This window comes from Bradyrhizobium sp. CCGUVB14 (assembly GCF_024199935.1).
GTDB lineage: Bacteria > Pseudomonadota > Alphaproteobacteria > Rhizobiales > Xanthobacteraceae > Bradyrhizobium.
This window is the reverse complement of sequence record NZ_JANADS010000001.1, coordinates 5,786,714-5,809,888: the sequence shown is the minus strand read 5'-3', so window position 1 is coordinate 5,809,888 and position 23,175 is coordinate 5,786,714. Positions and strand designations below refer to the sequence as shown.

Below are 23,175 nucleotides of genomic sequence, written 5' to 3'. Positions count from 1 at the left end.
GTGGGCGCATGCAGCGCCCGGCTGATCAGTTCAGGTCAGATGTTTGGGGGGCGGGGAGTCGGTATCGGGCGCAATGCCGGTCAGTGCAGGTGCGCGCTGCACGACCGGTGCGGCAACGATGTCGGTCGCGGTTTCGGACTGCGCGGGCTGCATGACGGCCACCGAGAAGCAGCCGTGGCAGTGATGACTGCCGATGGCCTTGTGATCGCCATGACCGGCTGGGCCGTCATCGAGGATCGAGGCGATCTCCGAACCGCCGGCGGGGCTCGTCACATCGATGTCGTGCGCGCCATGCAGCGCACCCGACAGCAGGTACATCACCGCAACGAGCACAGCCACCAGCCCGCGCCAGCGGCGCGGGTGGCTTGATCGACTGGCTCTGTATGTCGCGATCACGAGATGACTCTGGTCCCCGGTCCGGCTGCGGTACCATGGCAGCTGCAACGATGTCGACCCGCAACATTGTTACGTGTGGGGAACTCGATGTCGCACGAGCCTAGACGAAAGGGCCTCAGCCCGCGACTGACGGGCTGAGGCCTCTTGTGCTGACAATCTCATCCTTTGGGACTCGCAGCGACAATCCGCATCCCAGCGGTTCGTTCCGTAGTCCGGTGCAAAATTAGGAACGTTCTCCCGTCCCCCTCATTAGCGCCTCGGAGCAATTGAGGAGGATGGGACTATGGACGGACTGATCTATCTGATCGGCTTGATCGTCGTGATCATGGCGATCCTGTCGTTCTTCGGCCTGCGCTGAGAGAGCTGCTATGGCGATCGAAACTCTCGTGCGGGAAGACGTGATGGAGGGCGGCCTCGTCGCCGCCGAGGAAAGCCGGAGCATCCAGTGGAGCTCCGTCATCGCCGGCGCTTTCGCGTCGGGCGCGATGTCGTTCATCCTGGTCAGCTTTGGCGTCGCGATCGGGCTTGGTGTCAGCTCGGCCTCGCCGACCTGGCGCGATGCGTCGGCGGCGCTGGCACTGCTGTCGGGGCTCTATCTGATCATTCAGGCGATCATCAGCTTCGGCTTCGGCGGCTACATCGCCGGCCGGACGGCACGGCCAGCCCCTGGTCTGGCAAAGATCGAAGATGACGGTGAGCGGCGCGACGGGCTTCATGGGCTGACATCCTGGGCGATGGCCGTGCTGATCGGCGCAACGCTGCTGGCGATCATCGGGGCGGCCGCGCTCGAACGCTCGCCGGTGCGCAGCGCGAGCGGCAATGCATCATCCGCCGAGCCGCTGCTCAGCTACGAGCTCGACAAGCTGTTCCGCGCACCGCGGCGGCCTCCCGCCGACATGCGGGAAGCCCGCGCGGAGGCCGGGCGCATCCTGATGACGTCGTCGAGCCATAGTGGCGTCGTGCTCGATGATCGCAACTATCTGGCACAGCAGGTCACGGCGCTGACGGGACTGTCTGCGGCGGACGCCGAGAAGCGGGTGGATGCATCGATCGTCGACGCGCATACGGCGATCAACCGCGCCCGGCGCAATTCGGTGATCGTCGCCTTCTCGATTGCGGCGGCGGCCCTGATCGGTGCCGCGGTCGCCTGGGCTGCAGCCGTTGCCGGCGGGCGGCACCGCGACGGCGAGCCGTTGCCGAACTGGATGGCGAGCTCGAACCGTTTCCACCGCGGTCGGCGCGGGATGCCAGTGCCGTAGCGGAGAAGGCTTACGCCTTCTCCTCCCAGATCATGGCCAGGTGCACGATGGTCTGCACCGCCTTCTCCATATCCTGCCGGCTCACCCATTCCAGCCGTGAATGAAACGCGTGCTCGCCGGCGAAGATGTTGGGGCAGGGCAGGCCCATGAAGGAGAGGCGCGAACCGTCGGTGCCGCCGCGGATCGCGGTGCGCATCGGACGCAAGCCGGCGCGGCGGATCGCCTCGATGGCGTATTCGAGGATGTGCGGGTGACGGTCGATCACCTGCTTCATGTTGCGGTACTGCTCCCGCACCTCGAACTTGTAGCTCGAGCGCGGGAAATCCTTCATCACGTCCTTGACGATGTCCTCGAGCAGGACCTCTTTCTCCTTCAGCCCTTCCTCGGTGAAGTCGCGTACGATGAAGGCCAGGGTCGCCTGTTCCAGTGCCCCCTCGATGCCGACAGGATGCAGGAAGCCTTGCTTGCCCGATGTCGTCTCGGGCGAGCAACCTTCCTTGGGCAGACGCTCGACGATGGCGGCCGCGATCTTGATGGCGTGCTCCATCTTGCCCTTGGCATAGCCGGGATGGGCGCTGACGCCGGTGATGGTGATGGTGGCGCCGTCGGCCGAGAATGTTTCGTCCTCGACTGAGCCTGCGCTCTCGCCGTCCATGGTGTAGCCGAAATCGGCGCCGAGCTTCTTGATGTCGACATTGTCGACGCCGCGGCCGATCTCTTCATCCGGCGTGAACAGGATCTTGATGGTGCCGTGCTTCACATCCGGATTGTTGATGAAGAAATGCGCGGCATCCATGATCTCGGCGACGCCGGCCTTGTTGTCGGCCCCGAGCAGCGTGGTGCCATCGGTGGTGATGATGTCGTTGCCGATCTGGTTCTTCAGCGCGGGATGTTCAGTGAAGCGGATCACCTGGGTCGTATCGCCGGGCAAGGTGATGTCGCCGCCGCGATAGTTCTTCACGACTTGCGGCTTCACATCCTTTCCGGTGACGTCGGGCGAGGTGTCCATGTGCGAGCAGAAGCAGATCACCGGCACCTTCTTGTCGGTGTTGGCCGGGATCGTTCCGTAGACATAGCCGTAATCGTCGAGATGGGCGTCCGTGACGCCCATGGCCTTCAGCTCGGTGACGAGAACGCGGCCGAGATCCTTTTGCTTCTCGGTCGATGGCGAGGCCGGGGAATTCGGATCGGACTGGGTGTCGATGGTGACGTAGCGCAGAAAGCGCTCGGTCACAGTATGCGCGAAGGTCAGGGACATGTCTGGTCAAACCACGGGAGCTTTTGGGAGCAGGGAAGCAGCCGGTATACCAGAAAAGCGGGCCGCGTTGCGGCCGAAGGACGGCGGATCAGGCTTAACGAAAAATGACCGGCTAGATCGCCTCTTTCAGTTCCTTGACCGGCCGGAACGCGACCTTCTTGCTGGCCTTGATGTGGATCGCCTCGCCGGTAGCGGGATTGCGGCCGGTGCGGGCGGCTCGCTTGCGGACCTGGAGGATGCCGAGCCCGACGATGCGGACGCGGTCGCCCTTCTTCAGGTGCTTGGTGATCAGGTCGACCATGTCGGTGAGGACGGCCTCGGCATGCTTCTTTGAGAGGTCCTGGCTTTCCGCGATGTCGGCGGCCAGATGCTTGAGCGTGATCGTGGCTGGAGCCGCTGCCTTCTTCGCCGAATCCTTCTTCGTCGAATCCTTTTTCGCCATGTCTGGCCTCCTCGGGGGTGTCTCGGAAGCTTGCCGGGCTCCCAACTGCCAAGTTCCCGCAGGCCTAGACGATTCGGGCTGGGACTGACTATGCCGGCCGACGGGAGCGGGGTTTTCGCGTGCTTGTTCAGACGAATCCGCACGTTTCTGCCGGCTCCGGACGAGCGCAAGGGGCGAGTTTCGACACAGGCATCGTCACTCTGGCTGAGGATGTTCAGATAAGTTTTTGAAAATGTTGCCAAAATGGTGCGGGGGACGGGGTTCGAACCCGCGACCTCCGGCGTGCCGGCGGATTTGTTTTGGACTAGCCGTCTCGGCAGCGAATGCCAAAGTCGTCGCAGGTTAGCGCAAAGGCTTCTTTCGCCGCGAGATCTTCAAAACAAAACCGCGTGCCGACTTCGGCGCGATCGGTCCACCAGTTGATGAGTTTCCCTTTGGCGATGCGCGAAGCCTCTCCGCGCAGCGGATCCAGCTGTCTTCCAGCTGCGTGGACGATCAGGCAATGTTCGTTGGGCATAGGGTCAATCCTTCGTACCGAATGCGAAGGCCGCAGCTGGGGGCAGATGCGGCCCGCGTGGTCAAATGAACCGGGTGAAAAAATCGACGTGAAATATGCAGCCAGCCCCGGTGAGGCATTGTCTGTTGGAGCAGATGTTCCCGCACCAACCAATGTTTGGTTTTCGGGAGGGCATCGGGGAATGTTCAGAAGTGCATATTCGTGCACGAGATAGCTGAGCGACTTTCGTGTGCCGGCCGGATCTCCCACTCACTTCCGATCCGAACTTGGTTCGAGGCTGTATATATCGGGGCCATAATTCTTAGGCTGGATCGTCAAGCACGGTCCGCTGAATGATAAAGCTTTCCGTCGCAATCGTGATGAAATCGCCTTCCAGCATCTCTTCATCGCGGCAGAAGTGAATGTCCCGGATCAAGCCCTTGTGGTGCCCGATGAATACTTCAAGATCGCCGCGGTTGTTGACGACGGCCTGCAATCTCGAAATGACTTCCGACGCTTTCATGACAGCTCCTTGACTGGTCCTACAAGCGGTACTTGGACCAAGGACAACACTGCCGGCATCACACTCGAAATTGTCCTCATGCCGTCAGGCGCAGACCGCGAACGTCTTCGCACCAACGGCAACATGTTCCGATGTAGGTCGTCCTTCATTGAGATATCCGACGTCCTCAATGAGCGAATTCTGTGTCAACGCGACTGGGAGAAATCGTCGCAGGGCTGAACGAGATCGCGGTCGATTGCCGTTCGTTCCTCGAGGCTTTCACGCAGGGCTACAACTGCGGTGACACGCTCGAGCAATCGTCGATAGTGTTGAGGGCGAGGGCGAGGAAGCGCAGCAGGCGAAGCACAAGGCGGCGGTGCCGGTCAGGCGGCTATTCATCGTGACCACACTTGGTCGCTACAGCGGTGCGACAACGAGTCGCCAGAACCGGTTCCGCGCCGGTGCGTGTTGCTGATGTGCTCAAGCGAACAGAACAGCCCTCTGAGCTTTGAGTAGGCTCGTGATCTTGTACTCGGCGTATCGATGGGCCAACAGGCGACTCATCCATTGATCCGAACTGGCAGCTCCCGGATGCCGCGGATGAAGTTGGAGTGCAGCCGCCGCGGCGGTCCCAACACCTCGATGTCGAGGTCGCGGGCCAGGATTTCTTCCCAGAGTATCCGGAGTTGCAGATCCGCCAGCCGGTCTCCGACACAGCGATGAATACCCGCGCCGTAGGAGAGGTGCTGGCGCGGCTTGGCTCGATCGATGATGAAATACTCCGGGCGGTCGATCACGCTCTCGTCGCGGTTGCCGGAAACATACCACATGATGACCTTGTCGCCTCGGCGGATGCGCTGGCCGGCAAGCTCGCAATCGCGCGTCGCTGTCCGGCGCATGTGTATGACGGGCGTTTGATAGCGGATCGTCTCGGCGACCAGACCAGGGACGAGCCCGGGATTGGCCTTTAGCTTTGCAAGCTGATCGGGGTTCTCCGACAGAGCCAGCAAGCCGCCCGACATGGAGTTGCGCGTCGTGTCATTGCCACCGACGATGAGCAGGGTCAGGTTGCCGACAAATTCCATCGCGGGGAGGTCGCGCGTTTCCGCGTTGTGCGCCATCAACGAGATCAAGTCGAGCCGCGGCGGCGCCTTGGCGCGCTCTTGCCACAGGCCTTTGAAGGTGTCGGCCATCCGCATCAGCTCGGCGGAGCGTGCTTCCTCTGAGTGCACGAGTGCATCGGGCGCATTGATATCGCAGACGGCAACATCCGACCAATAGGTCAGCTTGCGCCGCTCTTGCCAGGGAAAATCGAACAGCGTTGCCAGCATCATGGTGGTGAGCTCGATCGACACCTTGTCCACCCAATCGAAGCTCTCGTTGCGGGGCAGCGCGTCGAGCACGGCGCGGGTGCGCTCCCTTATGGAGATCTCGTAGCTTGCGAGATTTTTGGGCGCCGCCACCGGAGCGACCGCCTTGCGTTGCGCCGTATGGCGCGGCGGATCCATGCGGATAAAGCTGCGGCGGTTCATATCGGCCGGTATGTCCGCAATCTGGAACCCGGCGCCGAGTTGCGAGGAATAAGTCGCATGGTCGAGCTCGACGGCCATGATGTCGTTGTAGCTCGAAACCGACCAGTACGGACCATAGCGGCTTTCGGCGCAGTAGTGGACCGGCGCTTCGCGCCGCAGACGGGCGAATAACGGCTGCCAGATGTCCCGCTGGTAAATGGCTGGATTGCTAACGTCGATACCGCTAAGCGGCGTGTAATACGCATCGGCCGGGCGCTCAGATCGATTCATGGGTGTTTTCCGCGGTGCTGCACCTTTCCGATCACGCAGAGCCGACCACGATGGCCGCCGATGCGATCGGATTTGGCGAGTTTTGCCGCACGCGGCTACGGAGCGGTTTCTGAAACCGGAGACTTGATGACGCCGGTAACCGGCGGGGCAACCCGCGCGCCTGTATGCCTGACGCCTCGATATCGAAGGGTCCGGATCGGCCTAATTTAAGTGATTGATATTCCGCCAAAAATGGCGCGAGAGACGGGGCTCGAACCCGCGACCTCCGGCGTGACAGGCCGGCGCTCTAACCAACTGAGCTACTCCCGCGTGACGCGTATGTGTCCGCGCGGAACGAGGGGGGACTTAAAGGGGGGACATGGTGAAGTCAAGGACGTTGCGTTGATGGGGAGCAAACGCCTGTTGGAACGGGGCGGGACCGTATCGCTACGGCCCGGACGGCTGCCTCCGGGCTCCGAATCAATGGTGTGTTTGCGCGTAAGCCCGCGCCGATCTGATCTGCTGGAGGGAAGTTTGCGCGACGAGCACCTTGGGGGAGTGGCCAAAAGCAAAAGGCCGCCCCAAGGCGGCCATTGCATCTTAAAGACCTTTTTCCCGCAATCAGCGGACCGTCGACGTGCCCGAGCTCGTGATCGCCACCGGCTTGCCGGCCTTGATCACGTGGGTGGATTGGGCGGTCTGGCTGTAATCGGCGTTGGTGCGGGCTGCGATCCCGAAGGCGGCCACTGCGATGCCGGCCACCAGCGCCACCACCACGATCTTCAGGTGGGTACCCCGATCTGCAGAGTGAATTGAGTGGTTCATCGTAAGCCTCCCGACGGGCTTTGGCGCCGTCTGTAGGCTGATGTCTTAAGGAGCATCTGTTTCCGGATCGTTTCGCGGGTTCCGCAAAATGGTTTCATCCGGCCATTTGGCGGGTTTCGTGGAGGGCCGGCCGGACGCCGGATGGGCTCTTACCTGCCGCGTAATCGCGGAGGCCAAATCCCTTCGTCATGATGGCTCTCATCGGCCGGGAACGATCCGGCAAGGGAGAAGCACCATGAACCGTCGAACCGTCCTCGAAGCCACGTTGTTTGGAACCGCCCTCGCGGCGGCATCGGGCAGGAACGCACCAGCCGCCGCGGCCCAGCCGGTCGCGCGGCCGTCCTTCGTGACGGCCACGGACGGCACAAAGCTGTTCGTGCAGGACTGGGGCAACGGAAAGCCGGTGCTGCTGCTGACGGCCTGGACGTTCGACGCCAGCACCTGGGGCAGCCAGATTGCGGCACTCAACGAAAAAGGTTTCCGCTGTATCGCGCCCGACCGGCGTGGGCACGGCCGGTCCGAGATGCCGTCATCAGGCTATGATCTGGACATGCTGACCGACGACGTCGCAGCCGTGATCGAGGCGCGCGACCTCCGCGATGTGACGCTGGTCGGATTCTCCATGGGGACGGTCGAGGCGGTGAACTATCTCGCCCGATACGGATCGGACCGGATCGCAAGGCTGGTGCTGGTCGCGCCGACGACGCCATTCCTGGTCAAAACCGAGGACAATCCGGATGCGGTTCCCAAGGCGATGATCGAGGCCGACAATGCGGCCGTCGCACGCGACTTCGCGAAATGGATCGCGGCGAATGAAGCGCCGTTCTTTCTCCCGGATACGCCGGAGATCACGCGGACCTGGATCCGCGAGATGATGCTCAGCGTGCCGCTGCCGGTGGCGCTGGCATGCCGCAAGACAATCAGCTTCGCCGATCTGCGTGCGGCGGCCGCCAGGATCGACCGCCCGACGCTGATCCTCCATGGCGACAAGGACGCCAGTGCACCGCTGCCATTGACGGGCGCCAAGACCGCAAAGCTGATCAAGGGCAGCAAGCTGATTGTCTACGAGGGCGGGCCACACCCGCTGCCGCTGACGCATGGCGAGCGTCTCATCTCTGACATGCTCGCCTTCATGAGCGCCTGAGAGGGGTCAGCTCGCCCGCTTGATGTCGGCGCGGATGGTCCGCGCCGCCCAGACGAACAGCAGGGCGCCGAGCGTGGTCGTGACCGCGGCCGAGAGCAGGGAATAGCGCACGGCGTCGGCGCCGTAGCTGCCCTTCAGCGCGTCGTTGACCACGCCGACCGCGAGCGGACCGACGCCCTGGCCGAAGCAGGTCGCGGTCAGCGCGATCAGCGCGGAGGCGAGCGCGCGCATGCTGGGCTTGGCCACCGTCTGCGCGATCGCGAAGATCGGCCCGAGATGGAAGCCGACCAGGAACGAGGTCAGCGCCAGCATCGCGACCATCATCGTGAAATCCTGCGTCAGCATGCAGAGCGCAAAGACGGGGCCGGCGAGGCCTGAGGTGATCGCCGGCGCCCACAGCTTCCAGCGGTCGTCGCGGCGGCTCACTTGCGCCACGACAAAGCCGCCGAGCAGGGTGCCGGCCATGCCGGCGAGCCCCTTGAACGTACCGGCATAGGTGCCGATCTCGGCGCTCGACAGATGGTGCACGCGCGCCAGGAACGGCGGGATCCAGGCCGCGGTCGCATAATTCGTGTAGGTGGTGAGGCAGAAGCCGATCAGCACGATGACGAAGCTCTGCTGCGAGGCGAGGAAGCGCAGCGTCGGCCCGAGCGGCTCGAGCACGAAGTTCTCCTGCATCGCGCCGCGCTTCGGCTCCGAGATCGTCAGCCACAGGATCAGCGCCAGCAGGATGCCGGGCACGCCTGCGACATAGAAGGCCATCCGCCAGCCATAGTGCTGGTTGACGTAGCCGCCGACGAAATAGCCGAGGAAGACGCCGAGATAGGTGCCGATGGCGTAGATGCCGAGCGCGCGCGGGCGCTCGTTCTTGGCGAAGAGGTCGGCGACGATCGACTGCGAGGCGGGGGAGCCGGCGGATTCGCCGATGCCGACGCCGATCCTGGCAAAGGCCAGTGCGGTCACGCTCGAGGCCATGCCGCATAGCGCTGTCATCGCGCTCCAGAATGCGAACGCCAGCGCCACGATGTTGCGACGGTTGAGCCGGTCGGCGACGCGCGCGATGGGAATGCCGAGCAGGGAATAGAACAGCGCGAAGCCGAAGCCTGCGAGCAGGCCCATCATGGTGTCGCTGAGCTGGAACTCTTTCTTGATCGGCTCGATCAGGACGTTGAAGATGGTGCGGTCGAGGAAGTTCAGCGCGTAGATGATGGTGAGCAGACCCAGCACGTAATAGCGCCGCGCCGCGGGCTTTGCCGCGGCGGCCGTTTGCACCGGCACCTGTGACGTCACATCGACCATCGCTTCCCCCAATTTGTCTTTGTTATCATTATGGGTCCAGCCCTTATCGGAGCTGGTTGCGTGAGAGCTTTTTCGAGCGAAGTGGCTACCCTTCGCGAATGTAGTTCCCCGCTTCGAACTCGACCAGCGGCGCGCTTGCGTCGAATGAGATACCGATGGGGTCGCGGCCCGCTTCCAGCGCTTCGAGCTGGTCGCCGAGCATGCGCCGGATCATCAGGATGCCGCGATCGCTCTGGCCGAAGTGCTCTTCGGAGTGCACCGTGACCGGACCCTGGCCGACCTGGGCCTCGTAATCGCCGGGGAATTGCTGGTGCTCCTGTTCCGTCATGTCCCACCAGAATTTCCCGTTGAACTTCGAGCGCATGCGGCCGATGTCGCCGGAATTCTTGACGCGGCCGGCGACGTAGATGCGGAACGACGTGTCGTCGATCGGCAGCGTCCAGCCGATCGATTCCACGCGAGCGAACTGCGCCACGCGCGGGTTCGGCACCACGCGCAAGGTGGGGAGGGCGGCTTCGGTGACGCGGTAGAACACACGGCCGTCGTCCTGCTTGCGGATCGAGCGCACGGCGATGCCGCGCGGTGTCTTGTCGAACTTCACCTCCGGCATCGATGCCATCATGGTGGTGAATTGCGGCCCCGAGAACGAGCCGTGCAGCACCGGCACGTGGTAGGGATCGACGACGTTCTCGAAATGCTGCAGCCAGTTGCAGGGGATGACCGCGGGCCCGCCGCCGCCGATCGAGGAATCGTCGGCCTCGACGAACTCGCCGTCGTCCATGTTTTCGAGGCACTCGTAGCGCGGCAGCACCGGGCGTTTCTCGGCCGGGCCCATATAGGCAAAGATCAACCCGTAGCGCTCCCCGACCGGATACCAGGGCTGGCGCACCTTGTCCTTGAACTGGCCGCCGTCGGGCTCGCAGGGCTGCTCAAGGCAATGGCCTTCGGTGTCGAACTTCCAGCCGTGATAGCAGCAGCGAATGCCGTCCTCCTCGACCTTGCCGTAGTAGAGCGTCGTGCCGCGGTGGCAGCAGCGGGCGTGGAGGAGGCCGACGCGACCGTGCTTGTCGCGAAACAGGATGAGGTCCTCACCGAGCGCGCGCACTTTCTTCGGCGTGTCGGTGGCATCGCTGGTGAGTCCGACCGGATGCCAATAGCGGCGGAGCAATTCGCCCATCGGCGTGCCGCGCACGACCGAGGTGAGCTCGGTGCGGGTGTGCGCCGGTTTCATCGCATAGGCCGTGCCGAGATCGCGATCCCGCTGAGTGATCGTCATGCTTGTTCCTCCCGCCGCAGGCCTTGGTGGCCGGGTCGCCTTGTGTTGTCCCAGTGAAAGATAATTCGATGACAATGTCAACGATCTTCCAGAATGCGTCTTAATCGCATTCGGAACAGGTTGGGGAGGTTGCGCTACCAAGGCTTGGCACGTCTTGGCTTTCTTGGCAGAGGTGGATCATGAGCCAGACATCGAGCACGGACGGGCGTGAATCGTCCGAGACGGACGACAATCACTCGCCGGCGCCGATCACCGTGATGCTGTCATCACGGCTGATGGTGCTCGCCAACCTGCTCAAGCGCGGCGCCATCCTGCGCTACAAGCGCCTCGCAGGCCTATCCTCGGTCGAGTTCGGCCTGGTCGCCTCGCTCGGCCGGCGACCGCCGATGAGCGTTGCCCGGCTCGCCGAGGCCGTGGGTCAGGACAAGGGCCAGATCAGCCGTGCGCTGGCCGAGCTGGTCTCGCGCAAGCTGATCGCGAAGTCGGCGAATCCGAAAGACAGCCGCGAGGTGTTGGTGTCGCTGACGCCTGCCGGGCTCGCGGCACATGACGCCATCGTCGAAGGCGCGCAGGAGCGCAACCGGATGCTGCTCGAGCAATTGAGCGAGGCCGAGTTGGAGACATTGCTCGCGCAGGTCGAGCGTCTCACCGCGACGGCGGAAGCGATGCTCGAAGCCGAGAAGGTTTCGCGCTGATCGCGCAGCAATCTCCGGAAATATTCGAGTGCTTCTAAGCTCGACTTTGGCCGATTTATGCGGCGTAGGCGAGCGCGTTCTCCATCCGGCGCCAGATATGGCGCGGAATTTCTATACTGTTCCGGCGCGGCCGGGACATGAAAGAAATCTGATGAGCCCATATTTGGCGTCGGACGGATGCGATCGCATCGCTAAAGGTCAGCGCGGCTTTTGGATACCAAGCCGCGGTTCTGGGCTTGAGCTTTTGTGCCTTGGCGAGGTCGTGGGTCCATAGCGTGACGATGGAGTAGAGGCCGAGCAAGATCGGGGTAGTGCGCAGAATGGCTTTGTCCGACCATTGGCGCTGGGTCTCGACACCGAGGTGAGCGCGAACTTCCTCGAAGGTGACTTCGACCTGCCAGCGACTGACGAACCAGGCGAGGATGTCGCGGGGAAGAGCGTTGAGATCGGTCGCCAGGAAGGCCTGCGGGTCGAACTCGCCGGTTGGGTCGCGGACGAGAAGCCAGCGGATCGGTACCGGCGGAACGCCGCCGCGATACCACAGCGCGGTGCCGGTTGCGATCTCGACAATGCGATTGGTTCGGCCGTACCAGAGACTGACCCGGTAGCGCGTCCAGGACACGTTGCGATCCTTGAGGATGGCAGAGAGTTTTTTGTGGGGCTTACCTCGGATTGGAGGGCGGCCACGACCTTTGCGCTTTGGTCGGGGAAATTCGAACAGGTTGGCATCGAGGCGCAGGCGGGTGACAATGCAGACATGCTTGCGCACTGCGGCAAGGAACTCGATGGCCGCAAAGGCGCTGTCGGCGACCAGGACAATATATCGATCGGGCAGCCAACGATGGATTTGCCAAGCAGCCTGGCGGGCCCAATCGAGCAGCGTCTTGGGCGAGCGCGATTTGCCGTCATAGAAGCGTTTGGAGGGGGCGAGCAGTGTGAGGAAGGGCAGCGCCATGATGCGATCGGCCCACGGCACGCGCACCAACAACATGGCGGAAAGCCAGCGCAGACCGCTGGCTTTGACGAAGTGCCCCTTGGAGGAGCGCACCGGGTCGCGATAGATGCCGCGGGCGCTGATCTTGGGTCCCCAGCGTCGCTCGATGGTGTCATCGAGCCCGATCACCACTGGCTCGCCGGCCGCCACGAAGACCTTGATCAGCAGGAGCAGCAGGCGGCCTGCCGCGGCCCGCGACGACCACGCCGCCCGGTTGAGGACGCGATGGAAAGTACAGAAATCGGGATCGCGCTCTCGCCCGAGGATGCGCAGCGCCGCCGTGACAGTGCGCCGGCCGGGCGCCAGGATAACGCCGGCGAGCAGCATCAGAACATTCGGCCAGGTAGGACGCGTGAACAGATCGGTGAAGACTGCAAGCCGGGCCGCAAAACGCGGCGGCAGCGGATCGCAAGAGCGGGGAAGAAGACGGGCGTGTTGCATCCCATCGGTAGAATCGGCATGTTGAATCGCAGCAACCTCGTCCAGCTGCGACAAATTGAATCGGCAAACCGATCCACTCTGGCCCGCGCGGCACCGATCGAGCACATTGAGCGCTATGGCAAAATCCGACCCAACGCTTGCCCAGATTGCTGCTCAGTTCACGCATCACGACATAGAAAAGAGCCGTAGCGGTTATTTAGTTATCAACCGTCGGACTTCAAATCCGGTCGCACGGCTGCGCCCCATTCCAGATACCGATCGCTTCGAGCTCTTCTACTGGTCGAACGTGAAGGGGCGCTGGACAACGTTTGGCAATATGGGGCGCATGAAACTCATGCTCACGAGCGCTCATGAAATCGTCGAGAACGATCCCATGTTCAGGGGTCCGCGTACCCCATGAACGAGTTCAAAATTGGCCAAAGTCAAGCTAAGAGCGTCTCTAAGAGATGTTCTAAGAGCCTTTCAATTAGGGGAACCGCACGCGCTCCCCTAAGCGTCACCCCAACGCATGCCGTCCCGGGACAGGCGGCATGACGATCAAATGCACATTGGGGTGGCGCGTTGAACAGTCTTGGAATGCTGCGGTCGGCCGTGTTGGCGACCGTGTCCGCTTTGGTTTTGATGCCGCAGGCATCGCTCGCACAATCCGCATCGCAAGGCGGTGCGCAGAGCCTGCCGCCGGTGAACGTGGCTGCACCGCAGGAACGCCGCCGCGCAGCCGTCCGCGCGCCGCGCCGGACGCAAAGCCAGGTGCAGGCGGCGAACAGCCGCAAACCGCAACAACAACGCAATGTCGGCGTCGTCGAGAATCCGCGTGGTCCGGTGCAGGGCTATGTTGCCAGGCGCAGCTCGTCCGGCACCAAGACCAACACGCCGATCATGGAGACGCCGCAATCGGTATCGGTGATCGGCGCCGACCAGATCCGCGACCAGAAGCCGAACAAGCTCGACGAAGTTCTGCGCTACACCGCCGGCGTCCGCGCCGGCACCTTTGGCGCCGACACCCGCAACGACTGGTGGCTGATCCGCGGCTTCAAGTCCGACGACGTCGGGCTGTTTCTCGACGGCATGCAGCTGTTCTACACGTCCTATGCGAGCTGGAAGCTGCAGCCGCCGAACATGGAGCGCGTCGAGGTGCTGCGCGGTCCGTCGGCCGTGCTCTATGGCGGATCGAGCCCGAGCGGCATCGTCAACGTCATCAGCAAGATGCCGCCGACCGAGCCGGTCCGCTACATCGAGGCCGGCGTCAACAATTTCGGCAATGCCTATGTCGGTTTCGATGTCGGCGGTCCCGTTGCGACGCAGCCACAGGACGGCAAGCTGTTTTACCGCGTCGTCGGCCAGGTCCAGAACGGCAACACGCAGGTCAATTTCACGCCCGACAACAATTACTTCATCGCGCCGTCCTTCACCTGGAAGCCGGACGCCGACACGACATTCACGGTGCTGGCGTCGGCCTCGAAGCAGGACACCCGCGGCATCAACTTCCTGCCCTATCAGGGCACGGTGACCAATGCGCCGTTCGGCAAGATCCCGACCAGTTTCTTCGTCGGCGATCCCAATGTCGACAAGTTCACGCGCGAGCAGGAGATGCTCGGCTATCAGTTCGAGCGCAATCTCACCGACGACCTCACGTTCCGGCAGAATGCGCGGTTCGCGCATATCGACCTGACCTATCGCGGTTTCGTCGGCAATGGCTGGGACAATATCAACACGGCCACGATGGGCCGCTACAATTGGTATGCGAAGAACACCGCCAACCAGGCCAATCTCGACAACCAGCTGGAGTACCGCTTCGACACCGGTCCCGTGAAGCACACGATGCTGTTCGGGGTCGATCTGAAGGGCTATCAGATCGACGACTACCAGGCGTTCAACTTCGGCACTGTGCCGTCCATCAACGTCTTCAATCCCACCTATGGTCTCGACATTCCGCTGACGGGCGCGCCGTTCCGCAACTTCCTGCTCACGCAGAAGCAGGCCGGCACCTATGTCCAGGACCAAATGAAGCTCGGTAACTTCACACTGGTCTTGAGCGGCCGCAATGACTGGGTGGAGACGACGCAGGCTGCCCGCGACACCGGAGCAAATATTGCCCAACGCGACGACAGCAGGTTCAGCGGGCGCGCCGGGCTGATCTACAATTTCGACAATGGCATCGCGCCTTACGTCTCGTATGCCACGAGCTACAATCCGATCATCGGCCTCAATGCGTCGAACCAGCTGTTCCTGCCGGAGACAGGCCAGCAGGCCGAGATCGGCGTGAAAGTCGCTCCGAAGGGATTTGACGGCTATTTCACGGCTTCGGTGTTCGACCTGAAGCGGCAGAACGTCCCGACGACGGCGGTCACCGCCGACGCATCCGGCAATTTCCTGCAGAACCAGACGGGCGAGGTGACCTCGCGCGGCATCGAGCTCGAAGCGGTGGCCAACGCCACCAAGGAGCTGAAGCTGATCGGTGCCTTCACTGCCTACCATCTCTTCAACAGCAAGGATCTCGATCCGTCGTTGATCGGCAAGACGCCGACCAATACGCCAGAGACGCTGATCTCGGGCTGGGCGGACTACACCTTCAAAGACGGTCCGCTGGAGGGCTTTGGTTTCGGCGGCGGCGTGCGTTATGTCGGCTCGTCCTGGGCGGACACCGCCAACACGCTGGAAGTTCCCGCTGTGGTGCTCGGCGATCTCGCGGTCAACTACGAATGGCAGAATTGGCGCACCGCCATCAACGTGCTCAATCTGACCGACAAGATCTACGTCGCGAGCTGCGCCTCGGCCTCGTCCTGCTTCTACGGCGATCGCCGCCGCGTCACCGCCAGCGTCTCGTACAAATGGTAAGGCTCGGCAAGGGGAGGGCTTTGTGAAGGCGCGCACGGTCAGGCTCTGGTCCGTGGTCCACACCTGGACCAGCCTGATCTCGACGTTGTTCCTGTTGCTGCTCTGCCTGACCGGGCTGCCGCTGATCTTCCATCACGAGATCGATGAGCTCCTGGGCTACGCCCCCCAGCCCGAAGCTCATGCGAGCGCGGCGCGCGCGACGCCCCAAGTCGTCGCCGACGCCGCGCTCGCCGCCGATCCCGGCCGCGTCCTGCAATATGTGTCCTGGGACAAGGACGAGCCCGGGCTGGTGATGGCCTTCACCAACAGCGCCCCTGACGGTGCGCCCGACAACGCGACCGTACGTGCGTTCGATGCGGTTTCGGCCAAGCTGCTCGGGCCGGTCGGCGTCGGGCCGATGCTGATCGTGCTCAAGCTGCACACCGACATGTTCGCTGGACAGGCCGGGAAGCTGTTCCTCGGCGCGATGGGGCTGCTGTTTGCGACAGCCATCGTCTCCGGCGTGGTGCTGTACTGGCCGTTCACCCGCCGCCTGCGCTTTGCCACCATCCGCGACAGTGCCGCGCGCCGCGTCCGCTGGCTCGACTGGCACAATCTGATCGGCGTGGTGACGGTGGCCTGGGCGCTGGTGGTGGGCTTGACCGGCGTCGTCAACACCTGGGCCGAGCTGATGCTCAACCAGTGGAAGGCGACCGAGCTCGCCAGCATGGTCGCGCCGTATTCCGGGAAGCCGGCGCCTGCGCATCTCGCGTCGCTCGACGACGTCGTCGCGCGCGCCATGCAGGCTGCGCCCGGCATGGAGGTCGCCTTCATCGCGTTCCCGGGCACGCCGTTCACGTCCTCGCACCATTTCGCGGCCTTCATGCGCGGCGACACGGTGCTGACGGCACGGCTTCTGAAGCCGGTGCTGCTCGACGGCGAAACCGGGGAGGTGGCCGATACCCGCGCGCTGCCGCTCTATCTCCAGGCGCTCCTGATCTCGCAGCCGCTGCATTTCGGCGATTATGGCGGGATGCCGCTGAAGGTGATCTGGGCTGCCCTCGACGGGCTCACCATCGTTGTGATCGGCAGCGGCCTCTATCTCTGGGTGGCGCGGCGGCGCAAGCGTGCCCCTGCCAAGGCCGACGCATTCGCCAGACGAGCCCCGGTCCCGTCGTGATGCATGGCTCCTCTGACCGCGCGCGCCTGTGGATACGTGTCTTTGCTGCACCTGGTCTGCTCGCCGCGGCGACGATCATGGGCCTGCTGGCTGCGTTGCTGTGGGGAACGGTCGGCCAGTATGTCGCCTGGGTGACAGTCGGGGCGCCCGTTGCGGTCGTCGCCTGGGTTTGGGTGCGCCGCCGCAGCAAGAAAAACGTGCGATTTTCGCAGGCGACGCGCGGCAGATAGCCGACGCGGCCCGTGCGCCCCAATCTCGAACCTGGTACCCTGCAAAACTATGGCCGCCCTTGTCGGGTTCGGCGATCTGCTCCATACCAGCCGCGGGGTGATTCCGGGATTTCCACCGGTCTGGGAGCAGCAAAGGGCCTAAAAAGAGCGTGTCTTGCGCCCATTGGTGCACTGCGCTAAGGCTCAGAATAATTCCAAATCGGACGAATCCGTGGCTGTCCCGAGGCTGCGGGAAAAAGGGCTCGTCAATGAGCGGCATTCTACAGAACTATCTTCCACTCGTCGTCTTCATAGGGGTAGCGGCCATCATCGGCCTGGTGCTCCTGATCGCGCCCTTCATCGTGGCGTTCCAGCAGCCGGACCCGGAAAAGCTCTCGGCGTATGAGTGCGGTTTCAACGCCTTCGACGACGCCCGCATGAAGTTCGACGTCCGCTTCTATCTGGTCGCCATCCTCTTCATCATCTTCGACCTCGAAGTGGCGTTCCTGTTTCCCTGGGCTGTGGCGTTCGGCAAGCTTGGCGCGACCGGCTTCTGGTCGATGCTGGTGTTCCTTGCCGTGCTGACAGTCGGTTTCGCCTATGAATGGAAGAAAGGGGCACTCGAATGGGATTGAACCCTGTGCCGTCCGCTGGCCCGGCGATCGCGCCGGCCCCCAAGGGCATCCTGGATCCGTCGACCGGCAAGCCGGTCGGGGCCAATGATCCGTTCTTCCTCGAGGTCAACCACGAGCTGTCCGACAAGGGCTTCTTCGTGGCCGCGACCGACGACCTCATCACCTGGGCCCGTACCGGCTCGCTGATGTGGATGACCTTCGGTCTCGCCTGCTGCGCGGTCGAGATGATGCAGGTGTCGATGCCGCGTTACGACGTCGAGCGCTTCGGCTTCGCGCCGCGTGCCTCGCCGCGCCAGTCCGACGTGATGATCGTCGCGGGCACGCTGACCAACAAGATGGCCCCGGCTTTGCGCAAGGTCTACGACCAGATGCCCGAGCCGCGCTACGTCATCTCGATGGGCTCCTGCGCCAACGGCGGCGGCTACTATCACTATTCCTACTCGGTCGTGCGCGGCTGCGATCGCATCGTGCCGATCGACATCTACGTGCCGGGCTGCCCGCCCACGGCGGAAGCTCTGCTCTACGGCGTGCTGCTGCTGCAGAAGAAGATCCGCCGCACCGGCACCATCGAACGCTAAGGTTTTACGTCATGGACGACGCCAAGCTCGACGCCCTGGGGCAGACGATCGTGAGCGCGCTTCCGGGCGCCGCCATCGGTCATTCGGTGGCCTTCAACCAACTCACGGTTGATGTCGAGGCCAGCAAGATCGTTGAGGTGGTCAAGTACCTCCGCGACGATCCGAACTGCCGTTTCGTCAACTTCACCGACATCACGGCGGCCGACTATCCGTCGCGCGAGAAGCGCTTCGACGTGATCTATCACTTCCTGTCACCGACCCTGAACACGCGTATCCGCCTCAAGGCCCAGGCCGACGAGACCACGCAGGTGCCGTCGCTGATCGAGGTGTTCCTCGGCGCCGACTGGTTCGAGCGCGAGGCCTATGACCTCTACGGCGTGTTCTTCGTCGGTCACCCCGACATGCGCCGCATCCTCACCGATTACGGTTTCGAGGGGCATCCGCTGCGCAAGGATTTCCCGCTCACCGGCTTCCTCGAGGTCCGCTACGACGACCAGGAGAAGCGCGTGGTGTACGAGCCGGTCCGGCTCAACCAGGAATTCCGCAAGTTCGATTTCCTCTCGCCATGGGAAGGGGCGGACTATCCGCTTCCCGGTGACGAGAAGGCAGGACCGAAGGCCTGATCATGAACGAGCAACCTGAACAGCTTCGCAACTTTACGATCAATTTCGGACCGCAGCATCCGGCGGCGCACGGCGTTCTTCGTCTTGTGCTTGAATTGGATGGTGAGGTCGTCGCGCGCGTCGACCCGCACATTGGTCTCTTGCATCGCGGCACCGAAAAACTGATCGAGCAGAAGACCTATCTGCAGGCGATCCCGTATTTCGACCGGCTCGACTACGTCGCGCCGATGAACCAGGAGCACGCCTTCTGCCTCGCCGCCGAGAAGCTGCTCGGCATCGAGGTGCCGCGCCGTGGCCAGCTGATCCGCGTGCTCTATTGCGAGATCGGCCGCATCCTCTCGCATCTTCTCAACGTCACCACGCAGGCGATGGACGTCGGCGCGCTGACCCCGCCGCTGTGGGGTTTCGAAGAGCGCGAGAAGCTGATGGTGTTCTACGAGCGCGCCTCGGGCAGCCGTATGCACGCAGCCTTCTTCCGCGTCGGCGGCGTGCATCAGGACCTGCCGCAGAAGCTGGTCGACGACATCGAAGCCTGGTGCGATCCGTTCCTGAAGGTCGTGGACGACCTCGACCGCCTGCTCACCGCCAACCGCATCTTCAAGCAGCGCAACGTCGATATCGGCGTGGTGCCGCTGAAGGAAGCCTGGGAGTGGGGTTTTTCGGGCGTGATGGTGCGCGGCTCGGGCGCGGCCTGGGACCTGCGCAAGTCGCAGCCCTATGAGTGCTACGCCGAGATGGATTTCGACATTCCGATCGGCAAGAACGGCGACTGCTACGACCGCTACCTGATCCGCATGGAAGAGATGCGCCAGTCCGTGCGCATCATGAAGCAGTGCATCCAGAAGCTGAACGCGCCTGACGGCAAGGGCGCCGTCGTCGTCGAAGACAACAAGGTCGCGCCGCCCCGCCGTGGCGAGATGAAGCGCTCGATGGAAGCGCTGATCCACCACTTCAAGCTCTACACCGAAGGCGTCCACGTGCCGGAAGGCGAGGTCTATGCCGCGGTCGAGGCGCCAAAGGGCGAGTTCGGCGTCTATCTGATCTCGGACGGCACCAACAAGCCCTACAAGTGCAAGATCCGCGCGCCTGGCTTTGCGCATCTGCAGGCGATGGACCACATCTGCCGCGGCCATCTGCTCGCCGACGTCTCGGCCATTCTCGGCTCGCTCGACATCGTGTTCGGAGAGGTCGATCGGTGATGGCTCAGGCGCCAATCCAGTTTGACCGTGCCTCGGGGGCCCTTGAAGGGGCCAACCTGTGGGAGCGGACGGCTGCCTTGGCGCTGGTGACGGGATCGAAGATCTCCTCGCACTTCTCGCATATGGGCTATATCGCCTGCGCGAATTTGCTGCGGAAGACGCTGCCCGAGCGCAACATCGCGATCAAGCTCAACCCGGACGCCGTGTTCGAATTCCCGTACGGCGACGGCTACTGGAGCAAGCTGCTCAACCGTTCTTATTGCTACGAGGACGAGCTGGAGCTGCTGTTCGCCGACTCCATCGACGTCGACTACACGCTGCTCGATTGCGGCGCCAATTACGGCTACTGGTCGGTGCTGGTCTCGAGCAAGCCGTTCGGCTCGCACAAGTCGATCGCGATCGAGCCGTCGGGCCAGAACTATCCGAAGCTTGCCAACAACGCCCGCGTCAACGGCAACCGCTTCGAGACCCTGAAGTGCGCGATCGGCGCAGCGCGCGGCACCGCGCGCCTGTCGGGCACCAAGCACGAGGCCTTCAGCATCGCCGGCGCTCCGTCGGATGGCGGCGAGGACGTGCCCGTTCTGGCGCTGGATAACCTCATCGACGACGGCAAGGTCGCCGCCACCGGCAAGTACCTGATCAAGCTCGACGTCGAAGGCGTCGAGATCGAGGCGATCAAGGGTGGCGCCCGGCTGCTCCAGACCGACAGCGTCATCATGTGCGAGGAGCACGGCAGTGACCGCACGCATGCGGTGTCGCGCTACATCCTCGAGCAGACGCCCTTGAAGCTGATCGTGCTCGATCCGCGCACCAACCGGCTGGAGACCGTGACCGAGCTGTCGATCCTCGATCGCATCAAGGTCTCGACCCACGTCGGCTACAACGTTTTCGGCACCGCAAGCGCATTCTGGCAGGACAGGATCAATGCCCTGAATGCGAAAACCGCGCGCCGCATGCAGTGAGAGATAAGACATGTCCGTTCGCCGATTAGCACCGAAGGAAGTCCAGCCCGCGAGCTTTGCGTTCACGGACGAGAACCTTGCCTTCGCCAAGCAGCAGATCGCGAAATATCCGGCCGGACGCCAGGCCTCGGCCGTCATCGCCATCCTCTGGCGCGTCCAGGAGCAGCACGAGGGCTGGGTCTCGGAAGCCGCGATCCGCGCCGTCGCCGACCTGCTCGACATGCCCTATATCCGCGTGCTCGAAGTCGCGACCTTCTACACGATGTTCCAGCTCGCTCCGGTCGGCAAGAAGGCCCACGTCCAGGTCTGCGGCACCACGCCGTGCCGCCTGCGCGGCGCCGAAGACCTGATCCATGTCTGCGAGAGCCGGATCCATCACGATCCCTTCCATCTCTCCAAGGACGGCAATTTCAGCTGGGAAGAGGTCGAATGCCTCGGCGCCTGCGTGAACGCGCCGATGGTGCTGATCGGCAAGGACACCTATGAGGACCTGACCAAGGAGACCTTCGGCAAGGTGCTCGATGGCTTCGCCTCGGGCAATCCGCCGAAGCCCGGTCCGCAGAACGGCCGCCAGTTCTCCGCGCCGGCGGGCGGACCGACCACGCTGAAGGAGACCTCCTGATGGGTCTTCCGACGAACCGGGGGAGCGAAGCCGTGAATAAATGGGGCTTCGTTGCCATGCATGCCGCGCTCGCGGCCGCCTTCATGTTCCTGCTGCAGCGCTTCGTGATGAACGCGACGCAGGAAACCAGTCTGCTCTGGGCGCTGACCTTCGCCGTCTGCGCCGCCGGGCTTGCCTACAAGCAGGCCAATCGTTGATCGGAAAGCACTGATATGCTCGAGGACAAGGACCGCATCTTCAAGAACCTCTACGGCCTCCATGATTGGGGCCTCGAGGGTGCGCGGCGCCGCGGCGCCTGGGATGGTACCAAGAACATCATCGACAAGGGCCGCGACTGGATCATCAACGAGATGAAGGCGTCGGGCCTGCGCGGCCGCGGCGGCGCCGGCTTCCCGACCGGGTTGAAGTGGTCCTTCATGCCGAAGGAGTCCACCGACGGTCGTCCGAGCTATCTCGTCGTCAACGCCGACGAGTCCGAGCCCGGCACCTGCAAGGATCGCGAGATCATGCGGCACGATCCGCATCTCCTGATCGAGGGCTGCCTGATCGCCAGCTGCGCGATGAACGCGCACACCTGCTACATCTATGTCCGCGGCGAGTTCATCCGCGAGCGCGAGCATCTTCAGGCGGCGATCGACCAGGCCTATGACGCCAAGCTGGTCGGCAAGGACAACGTCAACGGCTGGCCGTTCGACATCTACGTCGCGCACGGCGCCGGCGCCTATATCTGCGGTGAAGAGACCGCGCTGCTCGAAAGCCTCGAGGGCAAGAAGGGCCAGCCGCGCCTGAAGCCGCCGTTCCCGGCCAACGTCGGCCTGTTCGGCTGCCCGACCACCGTCAACAACGTCGAGTCCATCGCGGTTGCGCCGGACATCCTGCGCCGTGGCGCCGCCTGGTTCGCCGGCATCGGCCGTCCGAACAATGTCGGCACCAAGCTGTTCTGCATCTCCGGCCATGTCGAGCGGCCCTGCAACGTCGAAGAGGCCATGGGCATTCCGTTCCGTGAGCTGATCGACAAGCATTGCGGCGGCATCCGCGGCGGCTGGGACAACCTCAAGGCCGTGATCCCCGGCGGCTCCTCGGTGCGCATGGTGCCGGCGGAGCAGATCATCGACACGCCGATGGATTTCGACAGCCTCAGCAAGCTGCGCTCGGGCCTCGGCACCGCGGCCGTGATCGTGATGGACAAGTCGACCGACCTGATCCGTTCGATCGCCCGTATCTCCTATTTCTACAAGCATGAGAGCTGCGGCCAGTGCACGCCGTGCCGCGAGGGCACCGGCTGGATGTGGCGCGTGCTCACCCGCATGGCCGACGGCCGCGCCCACAAGCGCGAAATCGACATGCTGCTCGAAGTGACAAAACAGGTCGAAGGCCACACCATCTGCGCGCTCGGCGACGCAGCCGCCTGGCCGATCCAGGGCCTGATCGCGCATTTCCGTCATGAGATCGAAGCGCGTATCGACCAGTATTCGCACAAGGCCGACATCGACGATGCCGGCGTCCGCGATCCCGTGAACATGGTCGCGGCGGAGTAGAGAG

25 protein-coding genes and 1 tRNA gene are annotated in these 23,175 nt (G+C 63.3%); 15 read left to right on the top strand and 11 right to left on the bottom strand.

Annotated features, from left to right (window positions below; translation table 11 throughout):
• Nucleotides 1-30 precede the first annotated feature (30 nt).
• Nucleotides 31-339: a hypothetical protein gene (locus tag NLM32_RS27120; RefSeq protein ID WP_254131883.1), complete on the bottom strand. Its 309-nt coding sequence runs from the start codon at nucleotides 337-339 to the stop codon at nucleotides 31-33.
• A gap of 425 nt (nucleotides 340-764) precedes the next feature.
• Here NLM32_RS27120 and NLM32_RS27115 point away from each other — a divergent pair, with 425 nt between their 5' ends.
• Nucleotides 765-1,655 carry a hypothetical protein gene (locus tag NLM32_RS27115; RefSeq protein ID WP_254131882.1) on the top strand — a complete coding sequence of 297 codons (891 nt, stop codon included), beginning with the start codon at nucleotides 765-767 and terminating at the stop codon, nucleotides 1,653-1,655.
• A 10-nt stretch (nucleotides 1,656-1,665) separates the two neighbouring features.
• Here the strand turns inward: NLM32_RS27115 and pepT are convergent, their stop codons facing one another.
• The 7 genes from pepT to NLM32_RS27080 all read right to left on the bottom strand — a co-directional run bounded on the left by pepT (nucleotide 1,666) and on the right by NLM32_RS27080 (nucleotide 6,959).
• Nucleotides 1,666-2,913 (bottom strand): peptidase T, encoded by a 1,248-nt coding sequence (pepT, locus tag NLM32_RS27110; RefSeq protein ID WP_254131881.1) that lies wholly within the window; start codon nucleotides 2,911-2,913, stop codon nucleotides 1,666-1,668.
• A 112-nt stretch (nucleotides 2,914-3,025) separates the two neighbouring features.
• Complete coding sequence (locus NLM32_RS27105; RefSeq protein WP_254131880.1) at nucleotides 3,026-3,355, bottom strand: HU family DNA-binding protein; 330 nt, start codon at nucleotides 3,353-3,355, stop codon at nucleotides 3,026-3,028.
• 304 nt (nucleotides 3,356-3,659) lie between these two features.
• Entirely contained in the window at nucleotides 3,660-3,872 is a 213-nt protein-coding gene (locus NLM32_RS27100) for a hypothetical protein (RefSeq protein WP_254131879.1), read from the bottom strand.
• A gap of 301 nt (nucleotides 3,873-4,173) precedes the next feature.
• Nucleotides 4,174-4,374: a hypothetical protein gene (locus NLM32_RS27095; protein WP_254131878.1), complete on the bottom strand. Its 201-nt coding sequence runs from the start codon at nucleotides 4,372-4,374 to the stop codon at nucleotides 4,174-4,176.
• Nucleotides 4,375-4,913: 539 nt separating this feature from the next.
• Nucleotides 4,914-6,155 (bottom strand): cytochrome P450, encoded by a 1,242-nt coding sequence (locus NLM32_RS27090; RefSeq protein ID WP_254131877.1) that lies wholly within the window; start codon nucleotides 6,153-6,155, stop codon nucleotides 4,914-4,916.
• Nucleotides 6,156-6,387: 232 nt separating this feature from the next.
• Nucleotides 6,388-6,464 (bottom strand) — tRNA-Asp (locus tag NLM32_RS27085).
• 291 nt (nucleotides 6,465-6,755) lie between these two features.
• Entirely contained in the window at nucleotides 6,756-6,959 is a 204-nt protein-coding gene (locus NLM32_RS27080; RefSeq protein WP_148773714.1) for a hypothetical protein, read from the bottom strand.
• A gap of 235 nt (nucleotides 6,960-7,194) precedes the next feature.
• Between NLM32_RS27080 and NLM32_RS27075 the strand changes: the two genes are divergently transcribed.
• A complete protein-coding gene (locus NLM32_RS27075) occupies nucleotides 7,195-8,103 on the top strand; it encodes an alpha/beta fold hydrolase (protein WP_254131876.1) in 909 nt (302 codons plus the stop codon).
• A gap of 6 nt (nucleotides 8,104-8,109) precedes the next feature.
• Here NLM32_RS27075 and NLM32_RS27070 read toward each other — a convergent pair whose 3' ends face one another.
• Together NLM32_RS27070 and NLM32_RS27065 are read right to left on the bottom strand one after the other, a co-directional pair.
• Entirely contained in the window at nucleotides 8,110-9,402 is a 1,293-nt protein-coding gene (locus tag NLM32_RS27070) for an MFS transporter (RefSeq protein WP_254131875.1), read from the bottom strand.
• An 85-nt stretch (nucleotides 9,403-9,487) separates the two neighbouring features.
• Nucleotides 9,488-10,678 carry an aromatic ring-hydroxylating dioxygenase subunit alpha gene (locus NLM32_RS27065; RefSeq protein ID WP_254131874.1) on the bottom strand — a complete coding sequence of 397 codons (1,191 nt, stop codon included), beginning with the start codon at nucleotides 10,676-10,678 and terminating at the stop codon, nucleotides 9,488-9,490.
• Nucleotides 10,679-10,857: 179 nt separating this feature from the next.
• Here NLM32_RS27065 and NLM32_RS27060 point away from each other — a divergent pair, with 179 nt between their 5' ends.
• Nucleotides 10,858-11,373, top strand: a complete 516-nt coding sequence (locus NLM32_RS27060; RefSeq protein WP_254131873.1) for a MarR family winged helix-turn-helix transcriptional regulator — start codon at nucleotides 10,858-10,860, stop codon at nucleotides 11,371-11,373.
• Between the two features lie 55 nt (nucleotides 11,374-11,428).
• Here the strand turns inward: NLM32_RS27060 and NLM32_RS27055 are convergent, their stop codons facing one another.
• The gene (locus tag NLM32_RS27055) at nucleotides 11,429-12,808 is read right to left on the bottom strand and encodes a transposase (protein ID WP_254128549.1); all 1,380 of its coding nucleotides are present in this window, start codon (nucleotides 12,806-12,808) and stop codon (nucleotides 11,429-11,431) included.
• A gap of 115 nt (nucleotides 12,809-12,923) precedes the next feature.
• On the opposite strand from NLM32_RS27055, the gene NLM32_RS27050 reads away from it, so the two are divergent.
• The 12 genes from NLM32_RS27050 to nuoF all read left to right on the top strand — a co-directional run bounded on the left by NLM32_RS27050 (nucleotide 12,924) and on the right by nuoF (nucleotide 23,171).
• Nucleotides 12,924-13,208, top strand: coding sequence for a hypothetical protein (locus tag NLM32_RS27050; protein ID WP_254106310.1), 285 nt, complete (start codon nucleotides 12,924-12,926; stop codon nucleotides 13,206-13,208).
• 176 nt (nucleotides 13,209-13,384) lie between these two features.
• A complete protein-coding gene (locus tag NLM32_RS27045) occupies nucleotides 13,385-15,646 on the top strand; it encodes a TonB-dependent siderophore receptor (RefSeq protein WP_254135432.1) in 2,262 nt (753 codons plus the stop codon).
• A gap of 22 nt (nucleotides 15,647-15,668) precedes the next feature.
• Entirely contained in the window at nucleotides 15,669-16,805 is a 1,137-nt protein-coding gene (locus tag NLM32_RS27040) for a PepSY domain-containing protein (RefSeq protein WP_254131872.1), read from the top strand.
• Complete coding sequence (locus NLM32_RS27035; RefSeq protein WP_254131871.1) at nucleotides 16,805-17,035, top strand: hypothetical protein; 231 nt, start codon at nucleotides 16,805-16,807, stop codon at nucleotides 17,033-17,035. The genes NLM32_RS27040 and NLM32_RS27035 overlap by 1 nt, the downstream gene beginning before the upstream one ends.
• 248 nt (nucleotides 17,036-17,283) lie before the next feature.
• A complete protein-coding gene (locus NLM32_RS27030; protein ID WP_092290902.1) occupies nucleotides 17,284-17,649 on the top strand; it encodes an NADH-quinone oxidoreductase subunit A in 366 nt (121 codons plus the stop codon).
• Nucleotides 17,646-18,227, top strand: a complete 582-nt coding sequence (locus NLM32_RS27025) for an NADH-quinone oxidoreductase subunit B family protein (RefSeq protein WP_194468525.1) — start codon at nucleotides 17,646-17,648, stop codon at nucleotides 18,225-18,227. Before NLM32_RS27030 ends, NLM32_RS27025 begins: the two co-directional genes overlap by 4 nt.
• An 11-nt stretch (nucleotides 18,228-18,238) precedes the next feature.
• A complete protein-coding gene (locus tag NLM32_RS27020) occupies nucleotides 18,239-18,850 on the top strand; it encodes an NADH-quinone oxidoreductase subunit C (RefSeq protein WP_254131870.1) in 612 nt (203 codons plus the stop codon).
• Nucleotides 18,851-18,852: 2 nt separating this feature from the next.
• Nucleotides 18,853-20,049: an NADH-quinone oxidoreductase subunit D gene (locus NLM32_RS27015; RefSeq protein WP_254131869.1), complete on the top strand. Its 1,197-nt coding sequence runs from the start codon at nucleotides 18,853-18,855 to the stop codon at nucleotides 20,047-20,049.
• Nucleotides 20,049-21,011, top strand: a complete 963-nt coding sequence (locus NLM32_RS27010) for an FkbM family methyltransferase (RefSeq protein WP_254131868.1) — start codon at nucleotides 20,049-20,051, stop codon at nucleotides 21,009-21,011. The genes NLM32_RS27015 and NLM32_RS27010 overlap by 1 nt, the downstream gene beginning before the upstream one ends.
• A 10-nt stretch (nucleotides 21,012-21,021) precedes the next feature.
• Entirely contained in the window at nucleotides 21,022-21,633 is a 612-nt protein-coding gene (gene nuoE, locus NLM32_RS27005; protein ID WP_027529885.1) for an NADH-quinone oxidoreductase subunit NuoE, read from the top strand.
• Entirely contained in the window at nucleotides 21,633-21,830 is a 198-nt protein-coding gene (locus NLM32_RS27000) for a hypothetical protein (protein WP_254131867.1), read from the top strand. Before nuoE ends, NLM32_RS27000 begins: the two co-directional genes overlap by 1 nt.
• Before the next feature lie 15 nt (nucleotides 21,831-21,845).
• Nucleotides 21,846-23,171: an NADH-quinone oxidoreductase subunit NuoF gene (gene nuoF, locus NLM32_RS26995; RefSeq protein WP_254131866.1), complete on the top strand. Its 1,326-nt coding sequence runs from the start codon at nucleotides 21,846-21,848 to the stop codon at nucleotides 23,169-23,171.
• Nucleotides 23,172-23,175 lie beyond the last annotated feature (4 nt).

Bases quoted from the DNA above. Each gene is read 5' to 3' on its own strand.
- NLM32_RS27000 (WP_254131867.1), top strand. From the start codon at position 21,633: ATGGGTCTTCCGACGAACCGGGGGAGCGAAGCCGTGAATAAATGGGGC.
- NLM32_RS27075 (WP_254131876.1), top strand. From the start codon at position 7,195: ATGAACCGTCGAACCGTCCTCGAAGCCACGTTGTTTGGAACCGCCCTC.
- NLM32_RS27055 (WP_254128549.1), bottom strand. From the start codon at position 12,808: ATGCAACACGCCCGTCTTCTTCCCCGCTCTTGCGATCCGCTGCCGCCG.
- pepT (WP_254131881.1), bottom strand. From the start codon at position 2,913: ATGTCCCTGACCTTCGCGCATACTGTGACCGAGCGCTTTCTGCGCTAC.
- NLM32_RS27090 (WP_254131877.1), bottom strand. From the start codon at position 6,155: ATGAATCGATCTGAGCGCCCGGCCGATGCGTATTACACGCCGCTTAGC.
- nuoE (WP_027529885.1), top strand. From the start codon at position 21,022: ATGTCCGTTCGCCGATTAGCACCGAAGGAAGTCCAGCCCGCGAGCTTT.
- NLM32_RS27115 (WP_254131882.1), top strand. From the start codon at position 765: ATGGCGATCGAAACTCTCGTGCGGGAAGACGTGATGGAGGGCGGCCTC.
- NLM32_RS27080 (WP_148773714.1), bottom strand. From the start codon at position 6,959: ATGAACCACTCAATTCACTCTGCAGATCGGGGTACCCACCTGAAGATC.
- NLM32_RS27095 (WP_254131878.1), bottom strand. From the start codon at position 4,374: ATGAAAGCGTCGGAAGTCATTTCGAGATTGCAGGCCGTCGTCAACAAC.
- nuoF (WP_254131866.1), top strand. From the start codon at position 21,846: ATGCTCGAGGACAAGGACCGCATCTTCAAGAACCTCTACGGCCTCCAT.
- NLM32_RS27045 (WP_254135432.1), top strand. From the start codon at position 13,385: ATGCTGCGGTCGGCCGTGTTGGCGACCGTGTCCGCTTTGGTTTTGATG.
- NLM32_RS27035 (WP_254131871.1), top strand. From the start codon at position 16,805: ATGCATGGCTCCTCTGACCGCGCGCGCCTGTGGATACGTGTCTTTGCT.
- NLM32_RS27015 (WP_254131869.1), top strand. From the start codon at position 18,853: ATGAACGAGCAACCTGAACAGCTTCGCAACTTTACGATCAATTTCGGA.
- NLM32_RS27010 (WP_254131868.1), top strand. From the start codon at position 20,049: ATGGCTCAGGCGCCAATCCAGTTTGACCGTGCCTCGGGGGCCCTTGAA.
- NLM32_RS27050 (WP_254106310.1), top strand. From the start codon at position 12,924: ATGGCAAAATCCGACCCAACGCTTGCCCAGATTGCTGCTCAGTTCACG.
- NLM32_RS27020 (WP_254131870.1), top strand. From the start codon at position 18,239: ATGGACGACGCCAAGCTCGACGCCCTGGGGCAGACGATCGTGAGCGCG.
- NLM32_RS27105 (WP_254131880.1), bottom strand. From the start codon at position 3,355: ATGGCGAAAAAGGATTCGACGAAGAAGGATTCGGCGAAGAAGGCAGCG.
- NLM32_RS27060 (WP_254131873.1), top strand. From the start codon at position 10,858: ATGAGCCAGACATCGAGCACGGACGGGCGTGAATCGTCCGAGACGGAC.
- NLM32_RS27030 (WP_092290902.1), top strand. From the start codon at position 17,284: ATGAGCGGCATTCTACAGAACTATCTTCCACTCGTCGTCTTCATAGGG.
- NLM32_RS27065 (WP_254131874.1), bottom strand. From the start codon at position 10,678: ATGACGATCACTCAGCGGGATCGCGATCTCGGCACGGCCTATGCGATG.
- NLM32_RS27070 (WP_254131875.1), bottom strand. From the start codon at position 9,402: ATGGTCGATGTGACGTCACAGGTGCCGGTGCAAACGGCCGCCGCGGCA.
- NLM32_RS27100 (WP_254131879.1), bottom strand. From the start codon at position 3,872: ATGCCCAACGAACATTGCCTGATCGTCCACGCAGCTGGAAGACAGCTG.